We start from the raw sequence: 16,330 nt of genomic DNA on the forward strand, positions 1-16,330 counted from the left end.
AATTGTAATATTGTAAACGCTTCATGCTGCTGTATTGGAAGAAAAGAGCTTTCTAAACTCATCTCCGCTCAATGTTTCCTCACGCAGAAGCGTCTGAAGAGACTTGATAAACACTTCTCTATTCGACTCAAGCAGACCTTTTGTTTGCAGCATCAGCTCATCCAAAATGGTTCGATTGATGCTTGCCCATCCATCTTTTGTCATCATCGAAGAATCAATAATGCCAAGATCAGTCAATCCCGATTCCACTAATGTTTTGACTATATTCATCGATTGTTCGAAGTCACCTCTTGATCCAGTGCTCCGATCACCATAAAACATTTCCTCAGCAGCGGCTCCGCCTAATGTAATCATAATTTGACCGTTAAGGAACTGTTTTGTGTACAAATATTGATCCTGCTGCGGATTGTGACGAACATAACCTAACGCTTGACCGCGCGGAGACAAAGCAACCTGTGACACGCTGCCTGGACGCATTAGTTCTGCCATAATTGCATGTCCGAGCTCATGAAGCGCAATCCGTTCACGCTCTTCTTTTGATGCCTCACGATCCGTTTTTTCACCCATCATAACCTTATCAATAGCCATCGATAAATGCTGTTCAGCGATGGTTTCACTGCTCTCACGCATCGCATAAATCGCCGCTTCATTCATGACGCTCTCTAGCTGTGCACCTGAGAAACCAAAGGATTCACTTGCAATCCGTTCTAAGTTCACGCCTGTGCGGATAGGTTTATTTTTCGCATGGATGTTCAAAATATGCAATCTGCCCTTTTTATCAGGAAGTTCAACACCGATGTGCCTGTCGAAACGGCCTGGACGGAGCAATGCGCTATCGAGCATTTCCTTACGGTTAGTAGCCGCAATTAACAAAATGCGCGGTGATTCATTTGCATAAATACCATCCATCTCGGTTAATAGCTGATTCAAGGTTTGATCATACTCGCGCTGCTGACCGCCATCTCGTTTGCCGCCAATGACTTCAATCTCATCAATAAAAATAACAGCGCTGCTTTTTTTCGCTTTATTCGCTTTTGTACGTGCCTCTTTGAACAGGTCGCGAATACGTCCTGCGCCTACACCAACATACATTTCAACAAACTCACTGCCAGAAGCAGCCAAATAAATCGAATCTGTATATTGAGCAGCTGCTTTAGCAAGCAGCGTCTTTCCTGTTCCTGGAGGGCCTGACAGCAGGATGCCTTTTAACGGCCGAATGCCAAGCTTAGCAATTTGTTCTTGATGAACGAGAAAATCAAGCGCCTCTACAAGCTCCTGCTTGGCACGCTCCTGACCTCCGATTTCCTCAAAGGTGAGTGGTGTCATTTTCTCCTCAGAACGCCGCTTCTGGCTAGACAACGCGGTCAGCTTGCCTCTACCTCGTGCTGCATAAACTACGGCAAAGCCTAACACACCCAGCAATACGATGGGAACAACATTTTGTCCAATATATATAAAAAAAGCAATAAGTACAGGAAGTGAGCCTATCGCAATTTCTTTACCATATTTCATCATATTACCATGCCTCCAATTGGTTTGGCGTGCGTGGCAGGACGATATATTTCACCGCTTCATTATTTTTAATCGTAATATACACATTCGTATCATCCATTTCAGTCGTCACGGTGACATCTTTCATGGATTTTGCTGCTTCTTTCATCGCATCTGGAATATGAGAGTAGGTTTTGCGCTCCATCGCCTCTGCAACTTCAAACATGGAAGCATACCACAGATCTTCAAGCTGCTTATTCGATTTTTCTTCTATATTAAGCTCAAGCTTACGGTCGCCAACTACATCTTTTCCGTTAGCCGCAATACTTTCATAGATGTCCCGGAGATTCGCATCCGGCGTTAATTCAAGAGAAATAGCTACTTTATTGCGATCCATAACTGGTTTTTCTGAAGAAACAATACCTTTAATGCCTTTTGTAACTTTCTCTAATGGAGCTGCTACAGCCACTTGATTATATACAGCCCAGCCTCCGAACAAAACGGAAGCGGAAATTGCAGCAGTAATCACGATTGGTATTACACGTGGTCTCATCATTATGAAAATCCCTCCTGCAATAAATTTATGAACACTCCGTATATCAACACCGCTATACGAAAGTATATCATGAAATTATGCAAGAATCGTCCATCAATAAAAGGAAACGGAGCCTTATGGCCCCGTTTTTGCTGGTAACGTATAAGAATCAATAAATGCACCATCATCAAAACGGTAGAAATCATATCGGTAATGATCAGGCTTTTCACCGTCATTATAATAGATCTCCCACACCGTTTTGTCATCAAGCAGACCCGGCTGAATTCTCTTTATTTCTGCCAATGGCCTCTTGCTGATGAAATCATCTTTGAGTGACTTCTCAGAAATGCCTTCCGTCGCTCTCATGATAACTGGTTGTTGCTTCTCAGTCAGCCATACGTATACATGTTCATCCTGTTGATTAATACCTTCAACGACCCAACTGTTTTTTTGCCATATATGATGATGTACCTTTTCTATCTCGATAAGATCAGCTGCTTTAGTCGCTTGTTCCTTCGCCGCATTAATTGCTGTCCACTCAGGGGACTGAACTTCACGGAAATAGATAAAGGAAACGGTTAGAAGCAGCAAGAGGAATGCTGTAATTAACAACAACCATCGCTTAAGTGTCATAAACGGCTTTCGTTTCCTTGCTGTTGCTCGCATTAAGCTTGCAGCAAGCGATCAAAGCTCGCTTGTGCCTCGTAACGAATTTTCTCCTCATCAAGCCAAGTGCATTCGCCGTTTTTCAATACTTGTCTTCCATCAATCCATACATGCCGCACATCGCGGCCTGAACCTGAGTAGACCAAATGTGATACGATATCCGTCTGAGGGTAGAAATGCGGCTGTTCAATATCAATAGCGATGAAATCTGCCTTCATGCCTACTTTTAGACTACCAAGGCTCTTCTCTTGCCAAATGGATTTTGCCCCATTCACTGTACCAAGCTTCAATGCTTCCAAAGCAGGGATAGCAGTAGGATCTCCAGATACACCTTTATGAAGCAAAGCCGCGAATCGAATTTCCTCAAATAAATCAAGATTGTTGTTGCTTGCCACACTATCTGTTCCAAGCGATACCGTAACACCTGCGCGAATCAAATCAGGAACACGTGCAATGCCGCTAGCAAGCTTAAGATTGCTTACAGGATTATGTGAAACCGCAACTCCTTTAGCAGCAAGCAGCTCGATCTCAGCATCATTCAGATGTACGGCATGCGCAACAAGTGCAGGACGTGAGAAAAAGCCTAAACGATCCAAATGTTCGACCGGACGAAGTCCATAATCACGCACGTTTTGCTCAACTTCCGCTATCGTTTCCGACATATGCGTGTGCAAAGGCAAATCAAAATCATGAGCTGCTTGTACAAAACGTTCAATATATGCTGGTGGACATGTATAAGGCGCGTGTGGAGAAATCATCGTGGTTATGCGTCCATCGGCTTTCCCGTTCCAATCACGGGCAAAAGCAATTGCCTCAGCAAGCTTAGCTTCCTGTACATCTGGTGGACATAGTCCGATAACGCCTCTTGTCAAAACACCGCGGATACCGCTTTGCTCAACCATTTGAGCAACTTGATCCATGCGATCATACATATCAACAAAAGCTGTTGTACCTGATTTCAGCATTTCTACGATCGCTAGAGAACTTCCTGCACGTGTATCTTGATCAACATATTTGCCTTCCATTGGCCACATTTTCTGTTCCAGCCAAACCTGCAAATTCTGATCATCGGAATATCCGCGAAGCAAGCTCATCGCCGCATGTCCGTGAGTATTAATAAGTCCTGGCATAAAAGCCAGCTTGCTGCCGTCTATTTTTTGCACCGTATCAGAAAGCTGTTCAGGAACAGCCGTACCTATATAACTAATCCGATCATCGGATACAACCATATGTCCTCTAAATGATGGATTTTCGTCATCCATCGTTATAAACAAACCATTTTCAATCCAAATCTGACTCATCCTGCGTCTCTCCCTCTTTGGCTAAATAATAGGCTAAGCTAAGCAATTCCCTTGTGAAATCAGCATTATGTATTCGCATTTCATCCGGTACTCGTAGAATAGCAGGGGCAAAATTCAATATTCCTTCTATGCCTGCTTCGACAAATTGATTAGCTACATTTTGTGCTTCAAATGCTGGAACGGTAATGATGCCGATCCGAATATTTTGCTCTGCAACCGTTGCAGCAAGCTCGCTCATCGGCATTACAATCAAATTATTAATGCTCGTTCCAATTTTGCTCGGATGTACATCGAACACGGCGGTAATCTGCATATTATCCTTGGAGTATTTATTGTAATTGCATAAGGCATGACCTAGATTGCCGGCTCCAACCAACGCAACCTTTATCGTCTGATCAACCTTCAAAATTTGACGTATCTTCTCAATTAAATATACAACATCGTAGCCTACGCCCTTCCGTCCAAACTCTCCGAAATAAGCGAGATCTTTACGAATTTGAGCAGGATTTAAATCAAGCTTTGTGCCTAAATCCTGCGAAGAAATGGTCTGAATCTCACGATTAAGCATTTCATTTAGTACTTGCAAATAAACGGGAAGCCTTCTGACGACAGCCTCCGATATTTTCGTTTGCTTCATCGTTTTTCCTCCTCTTCGCTAGACACAGCTTGATTTTCCTGCGGCAATGCTGCATTTTCATCCGTTAACCATTCTCTCATTCGCACGACCATTTGATCCATATGCATCGTTTCGATTTTTGGTCCTGGCAGTGAATATAAGAAGTGTTTACCGTAGTAAGTGTCGATTATTCTAGTATCATATATGATTACGATCCCTTTGTCTTGTGAAGTCCTTACTAGACGCCCAAAGCCTTGTTTAAAGCGAATGACGGCTTGGGGAATCGACAATTTCATAAAAGGATTTTGTTTCTGCCGCTGCAGCATCTCAGCTTTTGCTTCCACTAAGGGATGGTTAGGCGGTTGGAATGGCAAACGAACGATGGCAAGGCAAATCAGAGCTTCTCCGGGTATATCTACACCTTCCCAGAAGCTGCTCGTGCCAAGTAAAACGGACTCTGGCGTTTGACGGAAACGTCTTGTAAGCTTCGTGCGATTGCCGCTGTCTATTCCTTGTCCTAGTACTTGAATTCCTGCAACGCTTAAAAGCTCTTTAAGCGGCTCGTAGACCTGCCTCAGCATGCGATAGGACGTGAACAGCACTAGCATTCTGCCCTTCGTTTCCTTTGCAGCATCAGAAAGCGATTTTACAAGCATATCCAAATAGGTGTCATCTACAGCTGCTCCCTTGAGTACTGGGAAGTTGCGTGGAATGACAACTAATGCCTGCTCCCGGTAATTAAACGGAGAAGGCAATTGAACGGTTTTAAGCCTGCCCTGCTGTTCATATCCAGTTAACCCAAGCTGCTCCTCCGCGTATTGAAAAGATTTTTGCACAGATAACGTTGCAGAGGTTAATACGATACTTTCTTTGACATCAAAAAAATATTTTTGCAGCTGAGCGCTTACATCTACTGGCACACCGTATAGCTGCACAGATCTGTAGCGGTATACGCTGCTTGCTTCAATCCAAAACACAGAGTCCGCAAGCTCTAAGGTGATAAACGTTCTAAGCTCATCCTTAAGTCGAGACAAATCACGTACCGCGCCATTTAAATCCGTTATTATCGCTTGAACACCGGAATCGTCAACACGGTCTTTAATATCGGTAACCATTTTATCGACGGTTCGAATGACTCGGTTGAGTTCAGTGTGGATATTTCCTTCAACCGTAACACCGTCCTCCCAGCCTGCTGGAAGCTCGTTTTTCTTAAGGCGGCATACCGACTGACCATTCTCAGTTGGTCCATCCGATGAAGTTGAAGTAAAGCTATAAAACATTTCAAACAGCTTATCCCAGTGCTCCTTAATTTCTTGGAAAATAGGAATAACGGTATCAATCGTCTCTAACCAGGAAGCTTGATGTGCGTCATCCTCATACATAAGCTTCTGGCGAAGCCCAGGCAATAATCCAGAGCGCGCATCTTTATAAAGCCGAAGAACAGCCTGCGTCAAAGAGAAGTAGTTAATTTGCATACCTAGATGCTTGCCTGCAACCTCTTCCACATGATGTGCTTCATCAATAATGAGATGAGTATAGGAAGGCAATAAACGATGATCTGCTTGAACATCCGTAAATAACATTGAATGATTCGTTATCGTAACATCAGCAATGTTTGCTTCATGCTTCGCGCGATGATAAAAACATCTTTTGAACCAAGGACAAGCTCGATTTAGGCATGAATCCGTATCGCTCGCTACCGTAGACCAAAACTCAGCACCCTTGTTGCCGAAGTTAAGCTCTTCCTGATCGCCAGTTTCCGTTTCTCCAAGCCATACGACCATTTGAGCAGCTGTAACCGTATCCTCAATCGGCGATACAAGATCTTTTGTGTTGATTTTACCTTCAAATTTGCGCAAGCATAAATAATTCCCTCTGCCTTTAAAGATCGAAGCTCTAAACTCAAATGGCAGTATTTCTTCAAGCAATGGCAAATCGCGTTGACGAAGCTGCTCCTGCAAATTGATTGTATGCGTACTAACGACAACTTTTTTGCCGTTCTGAATGCCATAATAAAGCGCAGGAATTAAATAACCAAGCGACTTCCCTGTTCCTGTCCCTGCTTCTATAAGTAAATGCTGATTCTGATTTAGAGCGCTGTACACCTCTTGAAACATGGCTACCTGCGCTTCTCTTTCCTCATAATTCTCAAATTTCTGTTCGAAGCGTTGTCTTACATCAGCTAAATAATTGTCAAATGAAACATCTGTTAATGGCAGCACACTTGTGCCGCCTGAACGCGGAGGCTGTTCATCGCTCCATTCGCGAACCTTCAATGCAAATTGATTAAAATAGTCATATTCATTCGATTCGAATACAGTACTATATTCCATCTGCTGCCCAGTATGCTTAATAAACCAGCTCAAATCGCTGCCGTCATCTACAAGCGTGGAAAGCCGCTGCAAAGTAAGCAGCGGCAATTTGCGAAGCTTTTTTACCGTTTCAATTAGCAATAGCGCAGTTGCATTTGCATCGCTGTCCGCGCGGTGATGTTGATCATGTGGTATTCCAAAGAGCTCAGAAACAGCTCCAAGCTGATACGTATTAATTGTAGGATATAAAATTCGTAATAATTCAATGGTATCCAGCCTGCGTCCTGCAAAAGGACGCCGACCGCATCGTGCTAATGCTTGGTTTAAAAAACCGGCGTCAAAGCCAACGTTATGAGCGACCAAAACGGCATCATCCAATAACGGAACCAGCCCTGCAATAACCTCTTTGAGAGTTGGGGCATCCGCAACGACCGTTTCATCTATGCCTGTTAATTGTGTAATGAAGGCCGGTATCGGGATATTAGGTCGAACAAAGGAGCTATACGTATCGATAATTTCAAGCTCCTCTGAAACGATGACTAGCCCAACCTGCAAAATATCATCATCCGAGCTGTGTCCCGTCGTTTCTAAATCCAATACTGCAAATTTCATTTATTCCCCGATCCTCTCACAAACAGCACAGCTCCGTGCTTCCGAAATATAACGATAAGTGCTTGGGTGTTTCTTGACATGATTTCAAATTGTTTAACGGAACCTTGAAGCTGGGACAGACCTCATAAGCTTTCATAAATAATTGCTCTGCTTGTGCCAAATTCATTTGCACCGCTTGAATGCATCCTAGCGCATTATAGCCCATTGCAAGCCATTTGGGGAAGTCCGTCAATACAATCAGCAATTGAAAATGCCGCTGAGCTTCACTCCAGTTCTGGAGGTGCATCTGAGTCATGCCCAAAAACAGTCTAGCCAAATTACATTCCGGCGATTGTAGAATAGCCGCTTGAAATTGCACTGCTGCTTGCGAAAACATAAATAGCTTGTAGTAGCCCTGCCCTTTGGAGATGACCGCAGCAAGCTCGTCCGAGATTTCAAAATCTGAAGTTGGACTGCTGACTGCGATACTTACAGGTACACTTGATTGAACCGCCCCTTCTGGGGCTTGTTCCTGAACTTGCGATACTGCTGCTTGATCGCCTTGCTGCTCCTTGAACTCAGAAAACTTCTCTTCAAATTCAAGCCATTGTTCAATAAATGTGTCACTTACTTTTTTGAGCTCAAGCATTTGCTGTTCGAACTGCTGCTTTTCACTTGCACCTGCACCATCGTACTGTTCAATAATTTGATCAAGCATTTCGTTCATGGATGAAAACATATGCTGGAACATACCGCATCCCGCCTTCGCCAAAGAATTAAGGAGTGTTATGTTCATTTTTTGTTTCAACGCCGCTTTTCATACAGCATCCCATTCGTTACATAATACAGGGATTAACGTAGTGAAAGATCAAATTACAGGATTGTCGCGTGCAGCTCTTCGTTTAAAATGGTCAAGGGGCGATTGTTCGCATCCAAAATCGTTACAATCGGTTTGTGTGCTTTAGCATCAGCGTCAGTCATCATCGCATAAGAAATGATAATCACCTGATCACCTGGCTGAACTTGTCTTGCGGCTGCGCCATTTAAGCAAATTACACCAGATCCGCGTTCACCTGTTATGACATAAGTCTCAAAGCGAGCACCATTATTATTGTTAACGATTTGAACTTTTTCATTTTCCCATATGTTAGCCGCATCCATCAAATCTTCATCAATTGTAATGCTACCGACATAATTCAGGTTCGCTTCCGTTACTGTTGCCCGGTGCAACTTGGATTTCATCATCGTTCTGAACATGCTGGTTCACCTCCGCAGTCTGTAATATCCGATTATCTATAAGCCTTGTTGCGCCAAACTTTACAGCTAATGCCAAAATTAACGGTTGCTGAATCGTATTTAATAAAACTTTTGCATCCAGCACCTGCAGGGATGGATAGTGAAGCAGCTCCACATAATCAATTACAGCTTCACTCGCTTTCACCAATTGCAGCTTCACTTTAGCCTCCAGCCGCTCAGCCGTCATATCAGGCTCATTCATCCAGTCGGAAGCCTGCTGCAGCGTTTTGGACAATACGACTGCCTGCTCACGCTGCTCCGCATTAAGAAAAACGTTTCTTGAGCTTAAAGCAAGACCATCTGGTTCTCGAACGATTGGACTTGGCACTATTTCCACTGGAAAATTAAGATCTCCAACCATTTGCTGAATGACAGCAACCTGCTGAGCATCCTTCATGCCAAAATAAGCACGATCAGGAGCAACCAAATGAAACAGCTTGCTAACTACCGTTCCCACTCCGTCAAAATGTCCAGGTCTGGAAGCGCCGCATAAACGATCCGTTACCTGATTGACAATGACCATTGTCAGCGGCTTATTCGGATACATTTCTTGAACGGAAGGAATAAACACGATGTCGATCCCGCATTCTTCTGCAAGCGCAAAATCACGCTTCTCATCTCGTGGATACCGATCCAAATCTTCATTAGGTCCAAATTGCAGTGGATTAACAAATATGCTAAGCACAGCGGTATCATTTTCGGCATGTGCTTGGCGCATTAAGGAAGCATGACCTTCATGCAAATAACCCATAGTTGGCACAAAACCAATGCTTTTATTTCCCTTGCGCACAGCAGTTAACTGCTGCTTTAGCTCAGCTTTCGTGCGGCAAATGATCATTTCAATTTGACCTCCTTATTCGCGAGGTCCTTATTTTCAGTTATGTTAAGATTGCTGCTCTCAGAGGAGCCACCATACAAAGAAGGAATATGGGCAGGTTGTGCATTAAATACATGCTCTTCTTCAGGAAACTGGCCTGTTTTCACATCGTCTACATAAGATTGGATCGCATTTCTAATGGTTGTTCCAATATCTGCATAGGTTTTTACGAATTTTTTCTCAAAATAAGGAGATGAGTATTGCAAAATATCATGATATACAAGCACTTGGCCATCGCAGCCGCGACCTGCGCCAATTCCGATAATCGGAATGGAAAGCATTTCGCTGATCATTGTAGCGATTGGTTCAGTTACTAGTTCAAGAACGATACTGAAAGCACCTGCTTCTTCCAGCGCCTTCGCATCTTTCACTAGCTGCTCCACTTCGGCATCTAATTTACCTTGCACTTTGTACCCGCCAAGCTGATGAACCGATTGTGGCGTCAGGCCGATATGCCCCATAACAGGTATGCCTGCTTTGACAAGCGCGGATACATCAGATGCAATTTCAACGCCACCCTCCAGCTTTACAGCCTGAGCACCGCCTTCTTGCATAATTTTCGCAGCATTGCGCAGTGTTGCTTCACGTCCAATGCCATAAGTCATGAAGGGCATATCAGCAACGATAAACGTTTGCTGGGCACCCCTAGCAACTGCTCTTGTATGATAAACAATGTCATCAATGGTTACCGGGATGGTAGTCTCATATCCAAGTACAACGTTCCCGAGTGAATCTCCAACCAAAATGACATCAATTCCAGCTTCTTCAGCAAGCTTGGCTGAAGGATAATCGTAAGCTGTCAAAACGGAAATCGCATTGCGGTCCTGCTTCATCTTCTTAATTTTTGTAATCGTCAGTCGTTTCCTCATCAGCTTTCATCCTCCCGTTCAATGATAGGATAAACACAAAAAAACCTTTTAGCCGCTGCCAAAAAGGTCCCCAAACTGAAAAGGAAACGTTTGCTTGTTGTGCTTCCTTCTGTCTCGGTCCCTACGGCTCAGAGCAGAGTGTGCATTCCCAACCATTTACATCGTATTTTTTATCATCAGTGCAGCTTCCTTAGAATACCGCCTGATGACTTTAGTTTACCAAACTTTCTTCATTACGTAAACGACTTGTAATGCGTTATAGAGGTTCGCCCATCTCTGCAGAGAAAACAGGCTTAATGGAGCCGTCCTCCAGTTGAATGCGAATAGCTCCGCTCTCTTCTAGTCCAATCGGAACTCCAACCAATTCGCCTTGTGGGGTTGTAAGGCGCACCGTTTTGCCCAAAGATACGGACAAAGCTTCCCATAACGTTACAATCGGGCTAAAGCCTTGCTCCTGATAGAGGAAATACAACTGCTCCCATTCCTTCAGAAAATCAGCAATAACTTCTTCTCTTGACCATTTTTGCTGACCGCTGATGCGAAGTGATGTTGCTTTCTCCAGCAATTCCACTGGGTAATCAGCTTCTTCTAGATTTACGCTAATACCTATCCCTGCAATAACATATCGAAGTCTTTCGTCTTCTGCGGCTGATTCAAGCAAAATACCGCTAATTTTTTTACCTTCAATTAGCAAATCATTGGGCCATTTAATTCCAATTGGCAGCCCAGTTAAACGCTTCAGGCTGCGGCATAACGCTACCGCTGTCAATAAGGTAAGCTGCGGTGCAAAATGAATCGGTACGGAAGGACGCAGCACCATGCTCATCCAAATGCCTTTGCCGCGCGGCGAGATCCATCCTCGTCCCATTCGGCCGCGGCCTTTAACCTGCTGCTCAGCAACGAATAAGGTACCCTCCAAGGCGCCTTCTTCTGCTGCAGCACGAGCAAGATTTTGAGTGGATTCCACCGTTTCAAAATATTGAATATGCTGTCCAAATATGTTGCCTTGCAGCTGATTTTCAAGTTTCTCTACAGACAGCATGTCCGGTATGCTTAGAAGTCGATAACCAAGACGTCTTGAAGCTTCAAATTGATAACCAGCCGCTTCAAGCTTGCGAATATGCTTCCATATCGCTGTTCTGCTGACGCCGAGCTCTTGGCTAATGTTTTCTCCGGACACATATTCACCTGGTTTGTCTACAAACAATTGAAGCAAGAGCTCCTGATTCATCTGCGCGTGCCTCCTCAAATAATGCAAAACAATCTGCTGTGAATGTTATTGTTCATCGCTCGAGCGACGCTTGCTCAAGCAAAACATTTCGTTCATTCTCAATCTCACCGAGTGCTGTTAGCAATAGTAATTTGCTTAATGTTTCACTAACCCATGGTCCAGCATCTCGTTGCAAATGATTTGTTAGATCCTTGCCGGTCACTTTAAGCTGCTTAAGTGATGAAACGGTCAATAAATCAATCCAGTTCTCCAAACGTCTTAGAAACGCAGCAGTGAAGGCTAGCTCTTGCTTCTCTAGCGTTCGCATAACATGAATCCATTCGCCGCAAATCCCTTTTCCATAACGAATGACAAGGCTTAACCAGCTCGAGTGAAGCTCACGCTCATTAGTTTGCGTCGAGACAACTAGCATTTCTTTATGTATCGCTACAATTGTACTTATGGTCTTACTGCGCGTATTTGAAAATTTCAACACTTGCAGCGCCTGCTGCGCTGCCTCAACAGATAAATGCAACCCTATTGCCAGTGCCGCCCAGCGAGAATCAACAGCTGTCAGCTCATGCAAGCGAGAATAAATCGTTTGTGCTTGGTCTCCGTGTCCCATCTCTTTCAGCGATAACAATGTTTCTTCATGGAAGGACTCCTTCAAATGAAACAAAAGTCCGCTTGCGGCAACAAAATGCAGCGCTCTTTGCGGAGCAGTTCCAGCTACCATTTTATCTAGCTCGACTTGCACACGCTCCATCGCAATATAATTTAACAGCTCGCGATAACGAATGACTGCTTTCCATGTTCGCAGCGAAGGAGTGAGCCTGTAGACGCCAATAAATCTGACCGCTCTTAACATACGAAGCGCATCCTCTTGAAAACGTGCGTTCGGATCGCCGACTGAGCGAAGCCTCTTGGACTGCAAATCATAAATTCCGCCATATGGATCATAAAGCGTACCATCGCTATAAAGCGCCATCGCGTTCATCGTAAAATCACGGCGCAGCAAATCACCGTCAAGTTCGGTAATATAAAGGACACTTTCTGGCTTGCGATGATCCTCATATGCAGATTCTTGCCTAAACGTCGTCACTTCATATGTGATGTTGTCTTGTATAACCGTTATCGTGCCATGCTGCAAGCCCGTTGGTATGCATCGCTCAAACAGCTCAAGCACCTGCTCTGGACGAGCAGATGTAGCGATATCAACGTCTTTGATTGGTATATCTAAATACGTATCACGAACTGCGCCTCCCACAAAAACGGCTTCGAAATGATGCTCTCGAAGCCGCTCAATGATAGGCAATGCAGCTATGATCGGTGTTGATAATGAAAGCTGCATGTCATACACCTCTTCTTGCAGGGGAAATGATTAGCTATCGCTGCAAACAGCGATTGGCAAATCTGCCTCTATGCCGAGTACCCGATAATAGATCTGCTCATATTGTGTTGTAATTACGTCATTACAAAACTCGTTTCTTGCTCTAAACATACAAGCCTGCTTAAACTGCTCATGCAGCTTCTCATTCGTAAGCAGTCTTTCCGTATTTTTAGCCATATCTTCGACATCGCCGATCTCTGACAAAAATCCAGTTTCTCCATGGGTAACAAGCTCCGGAATACCACCAGCGTTAGAACCAATAGTTGGAACGCCGCAAGCCATTGCCTCAAGCGCAACAAGCCCGAAGCTTTCTTTCTCTGATGGAAGCAACAGCACATCTGCCATTGAAATGACTTGTGCAACATCCTCTTGCTTGCCCAGAAAATGGACACGGTCTTCAAGACCAAGCTGGCGAATGCGGCATTGAATTTTTGAGAGCTCAGGTCCTTCACCGACTAAGAGAAGTTTCGAAGGAACCTTCTCGGAAACGCGAGCAAATATTTCAACTACATCCCCAACCCGTTTAACCGGACGGAAATTAGATATATGCATCAAAATTTTCTCATTAGGAGCCGCATAATCAGCTCGCAAGGAAACCGCATCGCGTGGATAATAAACACGTTTATCAACAAAATTATAGGTTAAATCAATTGGTGTCGTAATATCAAGCAGTTGTCTAGTCTCTTGAATCAGATCCTTTGAAACGGCAGTTACAGCGTCGCTTTGATGGATCGCAAGACGAATTAAAGCTTTTAACGATTCATCCTGAGCCAGCACCGTTATGTCCGTGCCATGCAGCGTTGTGACCGTTTTTAAGCCATCGCCATTCATCTGCTTCGCCAAATAGGCGCAAACCGCATGAGGCACCGCATAATGGACATGAAGCAAGTCAAGCTGCTGCATTTTTGCTACCTGTGCCATCTTGCTTGCTAAAGCTAGATCATAAGGCGGGTAACGAAACACATAATAATCATTAACTTCTACCTCATGATAAAAAATATTTTTATTAAAGTGTCCTAATCGAAAAGGAATACTGTGTGTAATAAAATGAATTTCATGACCACGTTCTGCCAGTAATTTACCTAATTCGGTTGCAACTACGCCCGATCCGCCCAAGGTAGGATAACAGGTAATACCAATCTTTAATTTTCTCGCCACTGTTGTCGCACCTCCTGTGTTCGTTACGTATAACTATTGTATTACACAAGAGCTGTACGAATTGTCAAAAATATTGTATGGCGTGAGGACGCTTAATTGCGAAACCCTCTGCATATGCCCAGCCTCTTGCTTGTCCAAGCAATGAATCACGTGCTTCTACTCGTTCTATGTAATTATTCGTTAATGGCGTAGCCACTCGGTCGGAGCCTGCTGCCGCATCGAATTGTGAACGGTAAGCAAGCAGCGCGTTTCTTTTGGTTGCTTGAAAATCACTAATATCAACGGTTAACGATACTTGATCCACATCATTTATATAGTAATAAATAAGCTGTGATACCTGTACGGCAGGCAGCTCCGGCATATAGCGGCGCAGCTTGGCGTTAAACACAGCTTCTTCAATTAATCTACTGCAAGCCACATGATCGGGATGACGATCTACCCAGTAAGGGGCAAATACAACCCGCGGCTTAAAATAACGAATTTCTGCTACAATACGTTCGATTTGATCGCGTGAAGGCTCCAAACCCCGATCAGGCAAACCCAAATTAGTACGAGCCTGCAGTCCAAGCACTTTGGATGCTTGATCCGCTTCTTGTTTCCTCAGCTCAACCGTTCCGTTTGAAGACATCTCTGCCATCGTTAAATCACATATGCCGACCTTAAAGCCAGCTTGTACATGTTTGGCGATGGTACCGCCCATTCCAATTTCAGCATCATCCGCATGAGCGCCAAAAACGAGAATATCGAGTTCTGTCGTCATTATTCAATACCTGGTTTATATTTATGGACAAGCTCTCGCCATGCAAAATCACCGCGTTCAAGTGCTTTAACCAGCAGTTCAGCAGACGCTACGTTAGTAGCAACCGGTATGCCTTGTACATCGCATAAACGCAGCAAAGCAATAATATCCGGCTCATGAGGTTGTGCCATTAATGGGTCGCGTAAGAAGATAATTAAATCCATTTCATTTTGGGCAACCATCGCACCGATTTGTTGATCGCCGCCGAGCGGGCCTGACATGAACCGATGAATGGACAAGTTCGTTTGTTCCATTATCCGTGTTCCCGTCGTGCCAGTAGAGTATAGCTTATGCGGTACAAATACTTTCTCATAAGCGATTACGAAATTAACGATTTCTTCCTTCTTCCGATCATGCGCAATAAATGCAATATTCAACATGCGGTTCCCCTCTCCTGCTGCCTAATAATCTAATCCATAATATGTTCAAATCCGTAAATTAAACCGCTGTATGTCATTACCTTCTTCACAGCCACGTTTACACCAGGCATATAGCCTGCGCGATCATAGGAATCATGACGAATTTTGAGCGTTTGTCCATGGCCGCCAAACACAACCTCTTGTTGAGCAAATACACCAGGAAGTCTAACGCTATGTATACGGAATCCGTTGTAATAGCCGCCGCGCGCACCTTCAATGACTTCTTCCTCATTCGGGTTGCCCTGTCGGAACTCTTTTCGCACTTGTGAGATCAACTCCGCTGTTTTTATGGAAGTCCCCGAAGGTGCATCCAGCTTTTGATCTCCATGATATTCAATAATTTCAACATGAGGCAAATATTTTGATGCTTCTGCAGCGAACTTCATCATCAGAATCGCACCGATGGAGAAGTTAGGGGCGATTAAACCGCCGATTCCTTTTTCGAGGCAAAGCTCGTCCAGCTCCACGATCTGTTCAGGCGTAAAACCCGTTGTCCCCATAATAGGACGTACTCCTAATTCAATTGCCGTCTTCGTATGGCCATATGCCATCTGAGGAATGGTGAAATCAACGAGTACATCGGCTTGAGTACCTTGAAGTGCTTCCTCAAGTGTTGCACTGACTATAACTCCAGTATTTGCTTTCCCTGCAAATATACCCGCATCTACAGGACCAGCAGATGGAGCGACGGCCGCCACCAATTGAAGCGACTCGTCCTCCAGCACCATTTTTACAACTTCGCGTCCCATTCTTCCACTTGCACCAGCTACTGCCACGCGTATTTTTTGTGTCGTCATCTT

16 protein-coding genes are annotated in these 16,330 nt (G+C 44.3%); all 16 read right to left on the bottom strand.

Going from position 1 to position 16,330, the window contains the following annotated elements:
• Nucleotides 1–21: 21 nt before the first annotated feature.
• Nucleotides 22–1,515: an AAA family ATPase gene (locus AC1DOV_RS05925; protein WP_477549424.1), complete on the bottom strand. Its 1,494-nt coding sequence runs from the start codon at nucleotides 1,513–1,515 to the stop codon at nucleotides 22–24.
• Between the two features lies 1 nt (nucleotide 1,516).
• Nucleotides 1,517–2,047, bottom strand: a complete 531-nt coding sequence (locus AC1DOV_RS05930; protein WP_477509628.1) for a hypothetical protein — start codon at nucleotides 2,045–2,047, stop codon at nucleotides 1,517–1,519.
• Between the two features lie 114 nt (nucleotides 2,048–2,161).
• Nucleotides 2,162–2,659, bottom strand: a complete 498-nt coding sequence (locus AC1DOV_RS05935; protein WP_477509629.1) for a cell wall elongation regulator TseB-like domain-containing protein — start codon at nucleotides 2,657–2,659, stop codon at nucleotides 2,162–2,164.
• Between the two features lie 32 nt (nucleotides 2,660–2,691).
• Complete coding sequence (locus tag AC1DOV_RS05940) at nucleotides 2,692–3,993, bottom strand: amidohydrolase (protein ID WP_477549425.1); 1,302 nt, start codon at nucleotides 3,991–3,993, stop codon at nucleotides 2,692–2,694.
• On the bottom strand, nucleotides 3,974–4,630 hold the full coding sequence (locus tag AC1DOV_RS05945) for a redox-sensing transcriptional repressor Rex (protein WP_076265706.1): 657 nt from the start codon (nucleotides 4,628–4,630) through the stop codon (nucleotides 3,974–3,976). Before AC1DOV_RS05945 ends, AC1DOV_RS05940 begins: the two co-directional genes overlap by 20 nt.
• On the bottom strand, nucleotides 4,627–7,533 hold the full coding sequence (dinG, locus tag AC1DOV_RS05950; RefSeq protein WP_477549426.1) for an ATP-dependent DNA helicase DinG: 2,907 nt from the start codon (nucleotides 7,531–7,533) through the stop codon (nucleotides 4,627–4,629). Before dinG ends, AC1DOV_RS05945 begins: the two co-directional genes overlap by 4 nt.
• Before the next feature lie 16 nt (nucleotides 7,534–7,549).
• Entirely contained in the window at nucleotides 7,550–8,263 is a 714-nt protein-coding gene (locus AC1DOV_RS05955; protein ID WP_477549427.1) for a hypothetical protein, read from the bottom strand.
• Nucleotides 8,264–8,385: 122 nt separating this feature from the next.
• Complete coding sequence (gene panD / locus AC1DOV_RS05960; protein ID WP_076265703.1) at nucleotides 8,386–8,769, bottom strand: aspartate 1-decarboxylase; 384 nt, start codon at nucleotides 8,767–8,769, stop codon at nucleotides 8,386–8,388.
• The gene (gene panC / locus AC1DOV_RS05965; protein WP_477549428.1) at nucleotides 8,696–9,646 is read right to left on the bottom strand and encodes a pantoate--beta-alanine ligase; all 951 of its coding nucleotides are present in this window, start codon (nucleotides 9,644–9,646) and stop codon (nucleotides 8,696–8,698) included. Before panC ends, panD begins: the two co-directional genes overlap by 74 nt.
• Nucleotides 9,643–10,554, bottom strand: a complete 912-nt coding sequence (gene panB, locus AC1DOV_RS05970; protein ID WP_441961192.1) for a 3-methyl-2-oxobutanoate hydroxymethyltransferase — start codon at nucleotides 10,552–10,554, stop codon at nucleotides 9,643–9,645. Before panB ends, panC begins: the two co-directional genes overlap by 4 nt.
• 256 nt (nucleotides 10,555–10,810) lie before the next feature.
• Nucleotides 10,811–11,785: a biotin--[acetyl-CoA-carboxylase] ligase gene (locus tag AC1DOV_RS05975; RefSeq protein ID WP_477509634.1), complete on the bottom strand. Its 975-nt coding sequence runs from the start codon at nucleotides 11,783–11,785 to the stop codon at nucleotides 10,811–10,813.
• 52 nt (nucleotides 11,786–11,837) lie between these two features.
• On the bottom strand, nucleotides 11,838–13,115 hold the full coding sequence (locus tag AC1DOV_RS05980) for a CCA tRNA nucleotidyltransferase (RefSeq protein WP_477549429.1): 1,278 nt from the start codon (nucleotides 13,113–13,115) through the stop codon (nucleotides 11,838–11,840).
• 30 nt (nucleotides 13,116–13,145) lie between these two features.
• Nucleotides 13,146–14,312, bottom strand: coding sequence for an N-acetyl-alpha-D-glucosaminyl L-malate synthase BshA (bshA, locus tag AC1DOV_RS05985; protein WP_441875300.1), 1,167 nt, complete (start codon nucleotides 14,310–14,312; stop codon nucleotides 13,146–13,148).
• 64 nt (nucleotides 14,313–14,376) lie between these two features.
• Nucleotides 14,377–15,072 carry a bacillithiol biosynthesis deacetylase BshB1 gene (bshB1, locus tag AC1DOV_RS05990; protein ID WP_477549430.1) on the bottom strand — a complete coding sequence of 232 codons (696 nt, stop codon included), beginning with the start codon at nucleotides 15,070–15,072 and terminating at the stop codon, nucleotides 14,377–14,379.
• A complete protein-coding gene (locus tag AC1DOV_RS05995) occupies nucleotides 15,072–15,491 on the bottom strand; it encodes a methylglyoxal synthase (protein ID WP_339202866.1) in 420 nt (139 codons plus the stop codon). Before AC1DOV_RS05995 ends, bshB1 begins: the two co-directional genes overlap by 1 nt.
• A gap of 29 nt (nucleotides 15,492–15,520) precedes the next feature.
• Nucleotides 15,521–16,327: a 4-hydroxy-tetrahydrodipicolinate reductase gene (dapB, locus tag AC1DOV_RS06000; RefSeq protein ID WP_477549431.1), complete on the bottom strand. Its 807-nt coding sequence runs from the start codon at nucleotides 16,325–16,327 to the stop codon at nucleotides 15,521–15,523.
• Between the last annotated feature and the right edge of the window lie 3 nt (nucleotides 16,328–16,330).

The sequence above is a fragment of the Paenibacillus sp. 01T47 genome (genome assembly GCF_056398245.1).